Source organism: Flavobacteriales bacterium (assembly GCA_025210295.1).
In the GTDB taxonomy this organism is placed as follows: Bacteria; Bacteroidota; Bacteroidia; order Flavobacteriales_D; family Parvicellaceae; genus S010-51.
Window position 1 is genome coordinate 25,363 of sequence record JAOASC010000015.1, and the last position, 15,987, is coordinate 41,349.

The window sequence follows — 15,987 nt, forward strand, 5'->3', positions numbered from 1 at the left end:
CTATAGAGCTGATCTAGAATTAATGCCTGAAACGCTCCTTTTATTCTGTTTATTGTTTGATCACTTTTTTTACAAAAACTTGATCCTCAATAACAAAAACACACTGATAATTCCCTCTAGAAAGCTTTGATATCTCTTCCTGAAAGCTGTGCTTACCTATAGCTACGGGTAAATCTCTCTTTAGCAAAACTTTTCCCGTTACATCCATCAACAAAAATTGACCTTTGCCATTTTTATTTGAAGTAATCAAATAATCCAAAACTCCACGAACAGGGTTCTGTAATAATTGAAATGAGAACGCAGCTATAGGACTTTCCAAAACCCCAACAGAATTAAGTACTGTTATCATTGATGAAAGGGTATCGTTATCACATGTTGCACTTTCTGCGATTAAAGTCACTTCATAGCTTCCTTCACTAAAATACTCAGACCAAGGATGCTCTCCTGTACTAGTTAAACCATTTCCAAAATCCCAGACATAACTATCGGCATGACTTGAACCATTCGTAAAATAGGCAATTGCACCAGGTAAAAACAGGGTATCAGTTGAAAAAGTATAATTAGCTATAGCATCAGGCAATACTGTAACAGCTATATTTTGTGTTACCATATCATTATTCCCATTATTTGAAGCAACCAAAGAAACAGTATAAGTACCACTATGCTGATAACTTACAGCTGGGTTCTCAAGACTTGAATATGGACTTCCTTGACCAAAAGCCCACAGAAATGAATCAGCATTTTGAGAGTTATTCGTAAAATAAATGGAATCTCCCTCACAAATTGTGGTCGTTGAAAATGAAAAATCAGCTACTGGTAAACTACCTCCTACAGGAACTCCTGTCCCTAAATATTCTAGTGATGGTTGACTTTCATTATACCCATTATCATATGCCGTCACAAGAAAGTGTGTATTAGCTGGCACAGTATTTAGATTGACTGTTACACTCGTTCCTCTAACATAAAATGCAACCACATTACTGATATCAGAAATATCAATTGGAGAACTGGTTGAAGCATAAACATTATAATATTTTACAGTATCTAAATCTGACGGTAAAGCAGGTACACTCCAACTGATTTGATAGCTCCCATTATTATGGTTTACACTTGATATAACAGGGGCGTTTGGAGGTAGACTATCTTTCCATGGCATGGACGGAATGTTTGCCGGATACAAATACTTTGAGTTTTTTAATTGTGTCATTAAACTATTCGTATTACTATAAATATCATAGGCACTAAACATCGCCTGACCTTTACCTTGATTATTTCTAGCTCCGTCTACTTGACTTAAAATTTCAAATGCTGACCAGTTATTGGCTAACATTCTATATGCAGCTACACCAGGATAAACATGCCTTGAATTGGCATTTTGGACCCAATCATTTACCAAAACATTAAACATCGGATTGGTATTGATATCCCAATATATTTGAGGACAAAGGTAGTCATGTTTATTTTCAACCATCCACTGTCTTGAGTCTTGATAAATTTCGTGATACCCCTCCCAACCAGTAGCATTAGGTATGTTTTGATAGATTCCAATAGGTGCACTTCCGACTTTAACATCAGGTTTTAATTGTTGGATTGTATCATAAGCTTCTCTTACAAATTGATTAATATTTTCCCGTCTCCAGTCAGCAAGTGGCACTCCATTTCCATAAGTATTATATTGTACAGCATCATTAAAATTATCATCAGGATATCGAATATAGTCGAACTGTATCCCATCTACCTCATAGTTATTTACCAATTCAGCAACAAGTGAGACTAAGTAATCTTTGACTTGTGGAACCCCAGGATTTAACCACCATAATGTTGTTCCACTAGAACTCACCCACTGTGTTATCCACGACGGGTGCTGATTAGCAACATGTTGAGCTGAAGCCGGCGAACTAGTTCCTGAATGGACATTATAAGTTACAAACCAAGCGTGCACTTCCATTCCCCTAATATGCGCTTGTTCTATGACATATTCTAATGGATCCCATCCTGGAGACTGCCCTGAAGTACCTGAAAACCATCTCGCCCATGGCTCTATGGTTGAATTATAATTAACATCTCCTCTGACTCTAGCTTGAAAATAGATGGTATTAAAATTTGCATCTAGTAAACTATCTAAGATTCCTTGCAACTCTAATTTTTGAGCCGACTCGCCTGTTGTTTTTGGCCAATCAATATTCCAAATAGTCGTTAACCAAACTGCCCTAACTTCTTCTTTAGGGTGGTTTTGAGCATTAATAGCCACCGCAAAGAACAACATAAAAAGAAATGATATAAAAAGCCTCATCTACTAGATATTTAATCAATATTAAGGCTATTTACTGTGATTTCAAAATAACTTAGAAATCATTCCCAAAGTACTTTAATTTTCTTTCTAGCGCTTTACGATATCTTGTGTTGGTACTCCTACACTTTCCCCATTGATATTAATTCATAAAACTCATTTCTGACAACTTCATCCTCAAAGTCTCCACCATGAGCTACTGATGTTGTAAAACTAGATTTATCTTTTATTCCCCTAGAAGACACACAAAGGTGTTTTGAATGAATAACTACAATAACACTCTCAGTTCCCAGAGTTCTTTGTAAATCATTACAAATCTGTTCACACAATCTTTCTTGAACTTGCGGTCTATGTGCATAATAATCTACCAATCTATTCAACTTAGATAAACCTATCACCTTATCATTAGGAATATATCCTACATGAGCATAACCAATCATAGGTAAAAAATGATGCTCACAAGCAGAATCAATGACAATATCTTGCTCAATCAACATCTTTTTATAATTATACTTATTATTAAAAGTCGTTGTACTTGGTCTATTTTTAGGGTTTAACCCATAAAACAATTCTTTAACATACATTTTTGCAACTCTTGATGGTGTCCCTGCTAAACTATCATCAGATAAATCTAGACCTAACTCTTCCATAATTTTTGAAAAATGATGCTTTATATTCTCTATTTTTTCCTCATCTGATTTAACAAAAGCATCAGGCCGTAAAGGTGTTTCTACACTTGTTGAAATATGATTATCTCCTATAAATTCTATTTTCTCGCTTTCCATAAACTATTTATTTTCTGATTGTACACATACGCCATCTTCACAGCTACAATACTTTTTGTTATATAAATGTAAACCTATTAACATTGCAGAAGGAACATGCTTCAAAACACTTGGAATTGAATAGCCACCTACACTACTATTTATTATTACTAACACAAAAGCTATCCAACTTGCCCAAAAAGCATATATCATCCATTTTTTTGTTGTGTATTTAACCGATGTTGCTACTGCAAAAAAAGAGATTATAATAAAAGCATAATCTAAGTATTGCCACCATTCAGGTGATGATTCACAACAAGTTGCTGTACATGTCTGCGCAACAAAAAGAAATGGTGTTATCGTACAATGTACAATGCATAGTGTACTAAAAAACGCCCCTAAAACATCAGATTTTCGTGTTAGCAACATGATTATTTTTTATTTAGGCAACAAAAATAACACTTTTTATGCAACATTGTTGCATTTTATAAAAAAAGACTGATTAATATTAATGAACAACATCCTCACAATATTAAAAGTTAGCATCAACTGTTAAATGAAAAATGAAATCAAGCAAAGCATTTTGCTTGGTTAAGGTTACTAATTTGAAATAAGATTCATCATTATACTAAATTAATACTCAATTATTAGATTCATTACTTCAAGCAAAAGTTGTAAATTAGTGGAAACGAAATGGAGGGAATAACAATATTTCTATTTTAATATTAGCATGTATAACCATATTAAAATTAAATACGATGAGATTTCATACACGACAATGGGTAAAACCTGAAGACTTAAACCCCAATGAAACATTATTTGGAGGGAGGTTATTAGCATGGATAGATGAAGAAGCAGCTCTCTATGCTATAATACAACTCGAAAATACTCGAGTAGTCACCAAACACATGAGCGAGATTAACTTTATGTCTTCCGCTAAGCAAGGAGATATCATAGAGTTAGGATTAGATGTTGTTAAATTTGGAAAAACATCATTGACACTTCGTTGTGAAGCAAGAAACAAAATGACAAGAGAAACAATTTTGACAATTGCTTCTATAACAATGGTTAACCTGGATGAAAATGGAAAACCCAAACCTCATGGTAAAAAAGCAATAGAATATGTAAAAGATAGGCTAAAAGATAGCCAAACTTAACATAAATATTCTTCACCTCTTATTAATAAGATTTATATTTCACCATTCCCTAATGCTCAATCACCGTCACTTTATCATACATAAACCCTATGGATTTTTATCTCAATTCATCTATGAAGGTAAAAGAAAAAAGAAAAAAGGGCTGCTTGGCTCTCTCCATGATTTTCCTGATGGTACCATGTCAATTGGTCGTTTAGATGAAGATTCGGAAGGATTATTACTACTAACTACTGATGGTAAAACAAGCCATGCTGTAAGAAGTAAAAAAGTAGAAAAAGAATACTATGTTCAAGTTGACGGTAAGATCACCCCCGAAGCGATAGAACAACTAAAAAAGGGCGTTGAAATTGGTATAAGAGGAACAAAATATATGACTTTACCATGTAAAGCAAAAATGCTATCTCCTTCCCCCATTTTCCCTGAAAGATCAAGAAAAATACGTGATGAAAGGCATGGCCCAACTACTTGGGCTTCCATCACAATAACTGAAGGAAAATTTAGACAAGTAAGAAAAATGACCGCTGCTGTTGGCTTCCCTACTCTTCGATTGATTAGGGTTAGAATAGGTAACATTCACCTAAACAACCTCATAAGTGGTGGAGTTATAGAAGTTGAAGAATTAATCTTTTAATTATATGATGGACAACATTCTTGATGATACACCATATAAAAATGAAACTATACTTTTTTCAAAAGCATCAATAATAATTACAAGTATTTTGTTTTCGCCTATTTATGGAGGGTATTTATATTGCAGCAACTTAAAATTTGTAGGTCAAAAAAATAAAATCAATCGTACATTTATAACAATAGTCCTTTGCTACCTATCAATTTTATTACCTCTTATGGGATTTGAATACCCTTCAATATCATTTTACCCCTACAAATCCTTTTTTATTGCAGTTTATTTCTCCCACTTTATCTCTTCTATTTTTATGACAATAATTCTATGGAATAAACAACTACAAAAAATAAGCTATACAACAATTTTTCCTTGGTACAGATTTATCAGTATTGTAATTATAGAGTTTGCATTAATAGTATATAGAACCTGGATTTATTCTGAAAATTATACCCAGCTTAACTTTCCATTACCAAGACATTACATTGATTTTTCTTTACTCAGTTTATTCTCTTTTATTTTTTATTTTTCTTTGGGTGATTTTGTAATTCGGCTAATCTCCAAGCGAAAGAAAAAGTCATAACTATTTCAAAAAACCATTAACAACAGGAATAAATGTTTCTGTTTTTAATGCAGCTCCACCTATCAACCCTCCGTCTACATCAGGATTAGCAAACAGTTCTTTTGCATTCGCTGGCTTACAACTACCTCCATACAAAATGGAAATTTCTTCAGCTATTGTTTGCCCATATTTTTCAGCTAATAACTCTCTTACAAACTCATGTATTTCTTGCGCTTGCTCGGGGCTAGCAGTTACACCAGTTCCAATTGCCCAAACTGGCTCGTATGCCAAAATTACTTTAGTAATTTGTGTTTCATCTAAGTGAAATAGGGCTTTGACCACCTGTTCTTTAACTGTATTAAAATGATTCCCAGCTTCTCTTTCCGCTAGCACTTCCCCAAAACAATAAATCGGAGTTCTGTTGTTTTCAAGCAATACATTCACTTTTTCTTTCAATAACTCGTTGGTTTCCCCAAAGTACTCCCTTCTTTCAGAATGTCCAACCAAACAATATTGAACACCTATACTTACTAACATTCCTGCAGAAAGTTCACCAGTATAGGCACCTTTCTCATGCTCACTACAGTTTTGAGCTGCCAAACGAATACGATTAGTTTTAATTTGAGAAAACTCACTTAAATAGATTGAAGGAGGAGCAACGATAACCTGCACATTTTCATCTAATTGAGTTTCATTGCTTACTAACCCGTTATACAAAGCCAGCGCTTCTTGATGATTCATATTCATCTTCCAGTTTCCTGCAACTATTTTTTTTCTCATATTTTTTTAATTTATTCTTACTCTTGGATCTAAAATCCCGTATATAATATCTACTAAAATTGTAATTAACACAAAAAATGATGAAACAACTATTACTGCGCCCATAATTAAAGGTAAATCATCATTTTGTAACGCCGTGACCAATTCATTCCCTAAGCCATTCCATCTAAATACTCGTTCTACAAAAACCGAGCCTGCTAATAATGATGCAAACCAACCAGATATTGCTGTAACAACAGGGTTTAAAGCATTTCTTAAAGCATGTTTTATGATGACCTTATAATGAGAGAGTCCCTTTGCTTTAGCCGTTCGTATATAATCTTGAGATAACACCTCTAACATCGAACTTCTAGTCAACTGTGTTACAATTGCCAATGGTCTAATTCCTAACGTAAGAGTTGGCAAAATAAGATTCCCCCAAAAATAACGATCTTCAGCAGTAACATCATCAAAATCAACCAATGGACCTTCTGGATCTAATCCTGTTCCTGGAAGCGGAATTGAATTCCCTAATAAGTCTATTTCTTGAAAATTAAAAATACTATAACCAGCTATATATAACACCCAAATTCCTACACCAATAAACCAACCTTTAAATCCCCAACCTAAGATTTTAGTTAAGCTTAGGGATACATTTTTATTGCTATTTAAGTACTTACTAAATACCCCTACTACAACAAATAAAAACAGGAGTATAAAAGGGAAAGTAGGTAAATCTAATTGTTCAGACCAAACCAATCCTCCTACAGTAGAGATGATATAGGCTACAAAAAATGATGGGGCTGACATTCCAGTAACTGCAATTAAAAATGTTGACGTATCATAAAATGTACCTTTATTGATAGCGGCTATGATCCCTAATACAATACCAATAAGAGTGGCTATCCCCACAGCTGAAAGCGCTAATATTGCTGTATCTGGCAGTTTTTCCTTAATCACCGCCCAAACATCTCTTCGCGTACTATACGATCTCCTTAGGTAAGGAGCCTTTAATACTAAAGCTGATTGATCAGAAAGGCTCAACAAGGTATACTTCTCACCATATTTTTGCTCATCTAAATGGTAGTGGCTTTCTTGATGATTTGAATGCAAAGAAATAAAAGACAAATCATTTAAATAGAGTAAATACCTTTGACCTAAAGGTAAATCCAACCCTAAATCTTTTTCGATATTTTTAATAATCTCTTCAGTTGCATGTTGACCACCAACCATTAATGCTGGATTTCCTGGCTTAGCATTAAACAGAAAAAAAATAGCCGTAACTACTCCAAAGAGCACCAAAAAGCCATAAATTAATTTCTTAAATGCAAACTTAAACATCCGCCTAAGATAGCAATAAATTATAGTACATCACTTTACACTAGTGAAAGGTTGAGTTATTTTTAATAAAAAAATCCAAATTTCAGTAGAAATTTGGATTTAGTATCTATGAATAAACTTACTTAATTAAGCCATAGCTTGTACTTGACTAATTTTCGATTTACTAAACTTTAATTTTGCATATTCTAAATCAATAACTAATTCAGTGATATCATTAGATGGAGCTTCAAACATAGCATCAGTAAGAATAGCTTCGCAAATTGAACGCAATCCTCTTGCTCCCAGTTTTAAATCAATAGCTTTTTCCACAATAAAATCTAAAACTTCTGTTTTAAATTCTAACTTAATATCATCTAACTCAAATAGTTTTACATATTGCTTTACTAACGAATTCTTAGGTTCAGATAATATTCTTAAAAGGGTTTCTTTATCTAAAGGATTTAAATGTGTTAACACAGGAAAACGACCAATCAACTCAGGGATCAACCCAAACTGTTTAATATCTAACTGGTTAACATAAGAAAGAATATTTTCTTCATTAAACTCAATAGAATCATCATTTGAAAATCCTATTGCTTGAGTTTTTACTCTCCTTTCAATAATTTGCTTAATACCGTCAAAAGCACCTCCACAGACAAATAAAATATTTTTAGTATCTATCTTAACCATCTTCTGATCAGGATGTTTACGACCTCCTTGTGGAGGTACACTCACAACAGACCCTTCAAGAAGCTTAAGCATCGCTTGTTGAACCCCTTCTCCTGAAACATCTCTTGTTATAGAAGGGTTATCACTTTTACGAGCGACCTTGTCTATTTCATCAATAAAAACAATCCCTCTTTCAGCTGCTCCAACATTATAATCAGCAGACTGAAGTAACTTCGACAAGATACTTTCTACATCTTCTCCTACATAGCCAGCTTCTGTTAAAACGGTAGCATCTGCAATTGCAAAAGGTACATTTAATAGCTTCGCAATCGTTTTAGCTAACAATGTTTTACCTGTACCTGTTTCCCCTACTAAAATCACATTGGATTTTTCAATCTCTACCTCATCTTCTTCTATTGCTTGATTTAATCTTTTGTAATGATTATAAACAGCTACTGAAAGTACTTTTTTAGCATCATCTTGACCTATGATGTATTGCTCTAAATGAGCTAAAATTTCTTGAGGTTTTAATAAAGTTAACTCAGAATTTCCAACATTTTGAATTCTAGCAGCAGCATCTTCTTTTACGATAGCTTCGGCTTGAACTGCACAATTATTACATATATGAGCCGATATTCCTGAGATTAGTAAATCTACTCCTGGATCATCCTTAGATTTACCACAAAACGAACATCTAACATCGTTCTCTTTCATTCTTCTTTTTTTTAAGGGCTACAAAAAACCACCTTAACAATAAGGCGGTTTTTTATCTATACTATTTTATTAGTTAATTATGCTTTTGGTTTACGTTGTAACACCTCATCAATCATTCCATAATCTTTTGCTTCCTGTGAAGTCATCCAGTAATCTCTATCACTATCAGCCCATACATCATCATACGGCTTTCCAGAATGATCTGAAATAATTGTATATAACTCTTTTTTCAATTTCTGAATCTCACGAGCTGTAATTTCAATATCAGAAGCTTGCCCTTGAGCACCTCCTAAAGGCTGGTGAATCATTACTCTTGAATGCTTTAACCCCGTTCTTTTTCCATCTGCTCCAGCACATAATAACACTGCCCCCATTGAAGCTGCCATTCCTGTACAAATTGTAGCGACATCTGGGCCAATATACTGCATCGTATCATAAATCCCCAAACCTGCATAAACCGATCCTCCAGGTGAGTTGATATAGATCTGAATATCTTTCTTAGCATCAGTTGATTCTAAAAACAATAATTGTGCAGTAATGATATTCGCCACATAATCATCAATTCCAGTCCCTAAGAAAATAATTCGATCTCTCATCAAACGAGAAAACACATCCATAATAGCTACATTCATTTGACGCTCCTCTATAATATTTGGAGTCATCCCTACTGGAGTTCTTCCCATTGCTGAGATATAATCATCCATAACCATACTAGAAATACCTCTATGCTTTATTGCATACTTTCTAAATTCGTTTGTATCAAAATTGTTCATTCGTTTCGTTTTTATTGAACTCTAAAAGTAATCATTTTTTTTACACGCTTCCTATTAATTCTTGCTTTAGTTAAGTCTATTTTAGGAAAATTTCACATTCTTTTCAATCATAAAAAAAACTATTCTGCTCAAAAAAAAGTAAGACCCAACACTTCTAACCCTCTAAAAAACAAACTAATAAAAAACAAACCATCATTTTTTTATGATAAGCTTTTCTTTTTTATTTATCCTTATGATGCGCTATCTTCACCTATATTTGTTACCAACTATAATAAATCAATCATGTTATACTTTTTCATACCTATAGTAATATATTTTGTTGTTTTTATTGTTTTTCCATACAAAACACTTCAAATAACATTAAGAACTATAGGTAAGGTTATCTTCAATAAAAAAAGAATTGGATACACCATTCCTAAATCTGGAGGAGCTCTCCTTATTGCTAATCATATTTCTCATTTAGATTTTATTTTGATAACCTTAGCTACTAAACGTAAAGTTTACTTTGTAATGTATGATAAAATTTATTATCACAAAGCTGTTCATTGGCTACTAAAACGTTTAAACATGATACCAATTGCTCCTACTCGCCCTGGAAGCTCTGATAATAATTTAAAAACATTTAATGAAAGGTGTCATAAAATAATAAACAGCGGGAACATTGTTGTCATTTACCCCGAAGGAACGGTTTCAAGAAATGGCCACCTTTTAGAATTTAAAAGAGGGATGGAGTATATAGCTTCAGGTATTACAGCTCCCATAATTCCTCTACATGTATATGGAGCAAATGGTAGTCCATTCACTTTTTCTCTTCAAAAAAACGACTTCTTTAAATTCAAATTATCGAACTTAAGAAAACAAATTATCATTAATGTTGGTAAGCCACTTAGCAACACCACATCTGCATTTCAAGCTAGACAAAAAGTATTAGAATTAGCAGCTGAAAGTGCGTTTTATGCGCATTCAAATAAATACGAAAATTTTACTAATGCCATTTTTAAGCAAAAAAATAACGCGGTATTATTGATGAATCATTCCGCTCCTATTACAGCTAAGGAGCTTAAAATTAGCACTATTGAATTCGCTAAGCAACTTAAACAGATCGTTAAACAAAAAGGCGTTGCAGTAGTTTCTATGGAGGATGAGTTAAAACTAATCCAAACTGTTTTGGCCTTGAGTTATTTAGGAAAAAAAAGCATCTTAATTGATCCCAATGACTTCAATAACTATCTGAGTGATTTAAAAAATAAATACAGTAATTGCATAACATTAACAGATAACCGTTCTATCATTGACGGTATTGATGTGAATACATTCAAATTAAAAACGTCTTTTAAAAGTAAGTTCATTGCACTCCTCCCCTACCTAATCTTTCGAATTACTAGGATGAAAAGAAAATCTGCCACCAGCTTTTCAATTGGGTTTAGAAACTTTAACAATGAAGAGCTAATCATAGACCAACTATCTTTAACAAACATTAATGCTTTTACAGAAAGCATTTCCAACACACACAATATAGCGCAATACGGTTTAACACTTAACCTAAAAAACACCTATTCTGCTATTGGTTTTTTAACTAAAATAGCGCTTCCTGTAATGAAAGGCCTTTCTGCTATTATTAATCATGATAGAAAGAGTATAGCCATTGCAAACACGTTAATAGGGGAACAAACTCAAATTGAAGCATTATACCAAAATACATTGCAAAAAAACTGGGAAAGCATTAAATACATTATTACCGACTATGACCTCAACAAAACAATTGTATCATTATTAGAAAATCAAAACACGAAAATATTTAAAGCTACGGGAATAGAGGGAATTGTTGGCTTATTGAGTATCAACACTCCTAACTATAGAGGTAAAGATATCGCTGGGAAAGTGCTCAAACAAGACGGTAATATTCCCTCCACATTTGGCCGACCAGTTCAAGGAGTTGCTGTAAAAATCGTAGATCCTAATGACAAAACCAAAGAATTAGAAGCTAATGAAAAAGGGTTAGTTTTAGTAAAAGGTCCTCTAGTAATGCATCCTACACACAATACTCCCTTTACTTGGGTTGAGGTTAACTTAAGAGGTTACCTTAACCAAAAAGGATACTTACAACTACTCGTCAATTAACTTCCCTCAAGTACCACTCTACCTAACACTAGGTATTTGAATCGATCACAACATCGAATAGTTTTGTTTAAACATTAAGCAAAACTATTTCTATGTTAAAAAGAATCATATTGGCTTCATTCACCTTAAGTTCATGGGCTTTAATTGGACAAGAGGTTATTGCTCCAGCAGGAAATGCATTCAACAATGGAGGCACTCATTTGTACTGGACCATAGGTGAAACAGTTGTTTCCACAGAGGACGACGGGAATAATATTATTACTCAAGGATTCCACCAACCACAAGTCACAGTAAGTACTGTAGAAGAACAACTTACTACCACATTCTCCATTTTCCCTACCCCTGTGACTAATATTCTTACAATAAAAGCATCTAAGGCGAATCCAAACACCACTGCTTTTATTTCTGATTTGAATGGTAAAAGCGTCCGATCATTTTTACTTACGGAATTAACAACACAACTTAATATTGAAGAACTATCATCGGGTATTTATCTTCTAACAATCAAGGAAGATGATACAATGAATACTTATAAAATCATAAAAAAATAAATTTGTATGAAAAAAATTATACTTTCACTTGCTTCATTTTTTGCTTTTGGATTTTTTGCTTTTGGTCAGACACCACAAAAAATGCAATACCAAGCAGTAGCGAGAGATAACTCGGGAACAATAATCGCCAATCAAGCTGTCAATTTTAAAATAAGTATTGTATCTGGTTCTGCCAATGGAACTGTTGAATATACAGAAACACACAATGCCAACACCAATAACTTTGGACTTGTTAATTTACAAATTGGTAGTGGGACAGTTGTTTCAGGTGCTATGAATACAATTAATTGGGATGCCGCTTCTCATTATGTAAAAATTGAAATGGATGCCAATGGAGGAAGTAATTACCAACTAATGGGAACGTCACAACTTTTATCTGTGCCTTATGCTCTTCATGCTAAAACAGCTGAAAATACTTTTAGTGGAGACTATAATGATTTAACGAACCAACCAACTTTATTAACCTCACCAGATGATGCAGATGCTGATCCTACTAATGAAATTCAAACATTGTCTATTAGCGGTTCAGATTTAACATTGAGCAATGGTGGAGGCACAATTACACTTCCAATGTCAGGAGGCAACAATGGCATAATCACTATTGACAATACCAACTTCAATACAGTTACTACTGGAATAGACGACATTGTAAACATACAAGGAACAATTAACCTAACCTCTAATTACAACAAGTTAAATTATGAGGGGATGTCAATATCAGGAGGTCAATTTATAGGAACAGGAACTGAAGAAATTAGCTTTCAAGACATTAGTGTCATTAAAGGCGTAAAATTTGAAAATGTGACCATTGATGCCGCTGAACAAACCGTTTTTATTGGCTGTAGTTTTACCAACATTTCCGATTTTGGTTTTAATGCAACATTTAACGGATGCTATTTTAACAACTGTAATGTGGGAAGTACTGGAGCTATTGGTTACATCACCAATAGTGAAATCAACAACTGCGATATCAATAGAGTAGTTTCAATTGCCAACTCAAAAATCAGAGATTCAAAGATTGGAGGAGACTTTAATTCTTCTACGTTTTATTCGGTAGGTAATCTTGTTGGAAACACAATTGACGATACTGAAGTGCACTCAAAAAGTGGAAACTTTACAGGAAACAGCTGTGACGATTTTGTTTTATACCTCTATGAGGGAGGGAAACATTCTATTACAGGAAATAGTTTTGACGATGTCTATACTTTAACAGGAGGAAGCAGTCATATTGTTATTAACATGGCTGGAAGCGCTTTAACAGACATCCATATTTCTGGCAACTCATTTTTTGACACAGGAGCTTCTCCATACATTAGCCTTACAGGAAATTTTACAGGATCATATAATTTGGTTAAAATTTCTGATAATTCTTTTGTTAGAGGTTCAAATGCCATTACAGACGCTAGCGCTAACGTTCGATTAGTGGTAACAGAAAACGCTTTAAGAAATGTTAGTTTAGGAGTATCCAATGGAGGAACAACTATCGTAAGAGATAACGATTCATTTTAATTCCCCCAAAATTGAGGATTGAGGCGAGTGATTAGAGCTGCTTACATATAGTAAGCAGCTTTTTTTATGTCTTTTTTTCAGTATTATAGTTATTTAGATGTATAGCAACTGTCGCTTTGTCAGAGAAAATAAGAAAAATGGCATATAATTTTCTTTTTTTTTAGATGGCACAAGAATTGACTAAAGAGAAAATGAAAACAAAAAAATAACGAACTAATTAATATATCGTAAAATGGGAAAAATAATAGGTATCGATTTAGGAACAACCAACTCATGTGTTTCTGTAATGGAAGGAAACGAGCCAGTTGTTATTGAAAATGCTGAAGGAAAAAGAACTACTCCTTCAATTGTAGCTTTTATAGAAGGTGGAGAACGTAAAGTTGGTGATCCAGCAAAACGTCAAGCAATTGTTAACCCAACAAAAACAATTTCTTCTATTAAAAGATTTATGGGAAATTCATTCTCAGAAGTTTCTGAAGAAATAGGTAGAGTTCCTTATAAAGTAGTTAAAGGAGATAACAACACTCCAAGAGTAGATATTGATGGTAGATTATATACTCCACAAGAAATTTCTGCGATGGTACTTCAAAAAATGAAGAAAACTGCAGAAGATTACTTAGGTCAAGAAGTATCTGAGGCAGTAATTACTGTGCCTGCATACTTTAACGATTCACAAAGACAAGCGACTAAAGAAGCTGGTGAAATTGCTGGATTACAAGTAAAAAGAATCATCAATGAGCCTACCGCTGCTGCATTAGCATACGGAATGGATAAAAAAGGTGTTGATCAAAAAATTGTAGTATTCGATTTTGGAGGTGGAACACATGATGTATCTATCCTTGAATTAGGAGATGGTGTATTTGAAGTATTGTCTACAGATGGAGACACTCACTTAGGAGGAGACGATGTAGATGACAAAATCATTAACTGGTTAGCTGATGAATTTAAAAAAGATGAAGGGTTAGACTTAAGAGAAGACCCAATGGCATTACAGCGTTTAAAAGAAGCTGCTGAAAAAGCTAAAATTGAGTTATCAAGTACAACTTCAACTGAAATAAACTTGCCATACATTATGCCAGTAAATGGTGTTCCAAAACACTTGGTAAGAACATTAACTAGAGCTAAGTTTGAGCAACTAATTGACGATTTAATTAAAAGAACTATTGAGCCTTGTAAATCTGCCTTACAAAATGCAGGATTAAACACAAGCGATATTGATGAAATTATCTTAGTAGGTGGATCTACTCGTATTCCTGCTATTCAAGAAGCAGTTGAGAAATTCTTTGGAAAAGCTCCATCAAAAGGAGTTAACCCAGATGAAGTTGTTTCTTTAGGTGCAGCTATTCAAGGAGGGGTATTAACAGGAGAAGTTAAAGATGTATTGTTATTAGATGTTACACCATTATCTTTAGGTATTGAGACAATGGGAGGTGTAATGACTAAATTAATTGATGCTAACACAACTATTCCTACTCAAAAATCTCAAGTTTTCTCTACAGCTGTAGATAACCAACCATCTGTAGAAATCCATGTATTACAAGGAGAGCGCTCAATGGCCGCTGATAATAGAACAATTGGTAAATTCCACTTAGATGGATTACCTCCAGCGCAAAGAGGAGTTCCTCAAATTGAAGTAGCTTTCGATATTGACGCTAACGGTATCATTACTGTAAAAGCTACAGATAAAGCTACTGGTAAAGCGCAAGATATTAGAATTGAAGCTTCATCTGGACTAAGTGAAGAAGAAATAGAAAAAATGCGTCAAGAAGCTGAAGCTAATGCAGATGCTGATAAAAAGAAGAAAGAAGAAATTGACACCTTAAATCAAGCGGATAGCTTAATCTTCCAAGTTGAAAAGCAACTAAAAGAAAATGGTGATAAATTACCTGCTGACAAGAAAACAGAAATTGAAGAGGCGTTAAAAGAGTTAAGAATGGCTCACGCTTCTAAAAATGTAGAGCAAGTAACCCCAGCTATGGATAAATTAAATCAAATTTTCCAAGCTGCAAGCCAAGACATGTATGGAGGAGCTCAAGGACAACCTGAAGGACAAGCTCAACCAGGAGGAGATGCAAATAACGGAGGAGACGAAGAAGTAACTGACGTTGATTTTGAAGAAGTTTAATCAAACTTAACTTAAAAATAAAAACACCTTTTGAATTCAAAAGGTGTTTTT

13 protein-coding genes are annotated in these 15,987 nt (G+C 33.8%); 6 read left to right on the top strand and 7 right to left on the bottom strand.

Translation table 11 applies throughout. The features are described from left to right. Positions 1–49: 49 nt before the first annotated feature. The 3 genes from N4A35_01985 to N4A35_01995 all read right to left on the bottom strand — a co-directional run bounded on the left by N4A35_01985 (position 50) and on the right by N4A35_01995 (position 3,483). Entirely contained in the window at positions 50–2,293 is a 2,244-nt protein-coding gene (locus N4A35_01985) for a family 10 glycosylhydrolase (GenBank protein MCT4580158.1), read from the bottom strand. A gap of 119 nt (positions 2,294–2,412) precedes the next feature. After that, positions 2,413–3,075, bottom strand: coding sequence for a GTP cyclohydrolase I FolE (gene folE, locus N4A35_01990; protein MCT4580159.1), 663 nt, complete (start codon positions 3,073–3,075; stop codon positions 2,413–2,415). A gap of 3 nt (positions 3,076–3,078) precedes the next feature. Beyond that, a complete protein-coding gene (locus tag N4A35_01995) occupies positions 3,079–3,483 on the bottom strand; it encodes a MerC domain-containing protein (protein MCT4580160.1) in 405 nt (134 codons plus the stop codon). Positions 3,484–3,812: 329 nt separating this feature from the next. Here N4A35_01995 and N4A35_02000 point away from each other — a divergent pair, with 329 nt between their 5' ends. Both N4A35_02000 and N4A35_02005 read left to right on the top strand, forming a co-directional pair. Next, entirely contained in the window at positions 3,813–4,211 is a 399-nt protein-coding gene (locus tag N4A35_02000; protein ID MCT4580161.1) for an acyl-CoA thioesterase, read from the top strand. A 52-nt stretch (positions 4,212–4,263) separates the two neighbouring features. After that, a complete protein-coding gene (locus N4A35_02005) occupies positions 4,264–4,842 on the top strand; it encodes a pseudouridine synthase (protein MCT4580162.1) in 579 nt (192 codons plus the stop codon). Positions 4,843–5,416: 574 nt separating this feature from the next. Here N4A35_02005 and tpiA read toward each other — a convergent pair. From tpiA to clpP, 4 genes are all read right to left on the bottom strand, one after another. Further along, positions 5,417–6,175: a triose-phosphate isomerase gene (tpiA, locus tag N4A35_02010; protein ID MCT4580163.1), complete on the bottom strand. Its 759-nt coding sequence runs from the start codon at positions 6,173–6,175 to the stop codon at positions 5,417–5,419. Between the two features lie 6 nt (positions 6,176–6,181). Further along, positions 6,182–7,495 carry an ABC transporter permease gene (locus N4A35_02015; GenBank protein MCT4580164.1) on the bottom strand — a complete coding sequence of 438 codons (1,314 nt, stop codon included), beginning with the start codon at positions 7,493–7,495 and terminating at the stop codon, positions 6,182–6,184. Between the two features lie 126 nt (positions 7,496–7,621). Beyond that, positions 7,622–8,857, bottom strand: a complete 1,236-nt coding sequence (clpX, locus tag N4A35_02020) for an ATP-dependent Clp protease ATP-binding subunit ClpX (GenBank protein MCT4580165.1) — start codon at positions 8,855–8,857, stop codon at positions 7,622–7,624. A 77-nt stretch (positions 8,858–8,934) separates the two neighbouring features. Further along, positions 8,935–9,630 carry an ATP-dependent Clp endopeptidase proteolytic subunit ClpP gene (clpP, locus tag N4A35_02025; protein ID MCT4580166.1) on the bottom strand — a complete coding sequence of 232 codons (696 nt, stop codon included), beginning with the start codon at positions 9,628–9,630 and terminating at the stop codon, positions 8,935–8,937. A 282-nt stretch (positions 9,631–9,912) separates the two neighbouring features. Here clpP and N4A35_02030 point away from each other — a divergent pair, with 282 nt between their 5' ends. The 4 genes from N4A35_02030 to dnaK all read left to right on the top strand — a co-directional run bounded on the left by N4A35_02030 (position 9,913) and on the right by dnaK (position 15,936). Further along, positions 9,913–11,751, top strand: a complete 1,839-nt coding sequence (locus N4A35_02030; protein ID MCT4580167.1) for a 1-acyl-sn-glycerol-3-phosphate acyltransferase — start codon at positions 9,913–9,915, stop codon at positions 11,749–11,751. Positions 11,752–11,843: 92 nt separating this feature from the next. Then, positions 11,844–12,302 carry a T9SS type A sorting domain-containing protein gene (locus N4A35_02035; GenBank protein MCT4580168.1) on the top strand — a complete coding sequence of 153 codons (459 nt, stop codon included), beginning with the start codon at positions 11,844–11,846 and terminating at the stop codon, positions 12,300–12,302. A 6-nt stretch (positions 12,303–12,308) separates the two neighbouring features. Further along, positions 12,309–13,811, top strand: coding sequence for a hypothetical protein (locus N4A35_02040; protein ID MCT4580169.1), 1,503 nt, complete (start codon positions 12,309–12,311; stop codon positions 13,809–13,811). A 232-nt stretch (positions 13,812–14,043) separates the two neighbouring features. Then, positions 14,044–15,936 carry a molecular chaperone DnaK gene (dnaK, locus tag N4A35_02045; protein ID MCT4580170.1) on the top strand — a complete coding sequence of 631 codons (1,893 nt, stop codon included), beginning with the start codon at positions 14,044–14,046 and terminating at the stop codon, positions 15,934–15,936. Positions 15,937–15,987 lie beyond the last annotated feature (51 nt).

Bases quoted from the DNA above. Each gene is read 5' to 3' on its own strand.
- clpX (MCT4580165.1), bottom strand. From the start codon at position 8,857: ATGAAAGAGAACGATGTTAGATGTTCGTTTTGTGGTAAATCTAAGGAT.
- tpiA (MCT4580163.1), bottom strand. From the start codon at position 6,175: ATGAGAAAAAAAATAGTTGCAGGAAACTGGAAGATGAATATGAATCAT.
- N4A35_02030 (MCT4580167.1), top strand. From the start codon at position 9,913: ATGTTATACTTTTTCATACCTATAGTAATATATTTTGTTGTTTTTATT.
- N4A35_01995 (MCT4580160.1), bottom strand. From the start codon at position 3,483: ATGTTGCTAACACGAAAATCTGATGTTTTAGGGGCGTTTTTTAGTACA.
- N4A35_02015 (MCT4580164.1), bottom strand. From the start codon at position 7,495: ATGTTTAAGTTTGCATTTAAGAAATTAATTTATGGCTTTTTGGTGCTC.
- N4A35_01985 (MCT4580158.1), bottom strand. From the start codon at position 2,293: ATGAGGCTTTTTATATCATTTCTTTTTATGTTGTTCTTTGCGGTGGCT.
- folE (MCT4580159.1), bottom strand. From the start codon at position 3,075: ATGGAAAGCGAGAAAATAGAATTTATAGGAGATAATCATATTTCAACA.
- dnaK (MCT4580170.1), top strand. From the start codon at position 14,044: ATGGGAAAAATAATAGGTATCGATTTAGGAACAACCAACTCATGTGTT.
- clpP (MCT4580166.1), bottom strand. From the start codon at position 9,630: ATGAACAATTTTGATACAAACGAATTTAGAAAGTATGCAATAAAGCAT.
- N4A35_02040 (MCT4580169.1), top strand. From the start codon at position 12,309: ATGAAAAAAATTATACTTTCACTTGCTTCATTTTTTGCTTTTGGATTT.
- N4A35_02005 (MCT4580162.1), top strand. From the start codon at position 4,264: ATGCTCAATCACCGTCACTTTATCATACATAAACCCTATGGATTTTTA.
- N4A35_02000 (MCT4580161.1), top strand. From the start codon at position 3,813: ATGAGATTTCATACACGACAATGGGTAAAACCTGAAGACTTAAACCCC.
- N4A35_02035 (MCT4580168.1), top strand. From the start codon at position 11,844: ATGTTAAAAAGAATCATATTGGCTTCATTCACCTTAAGTTCATGGGCT.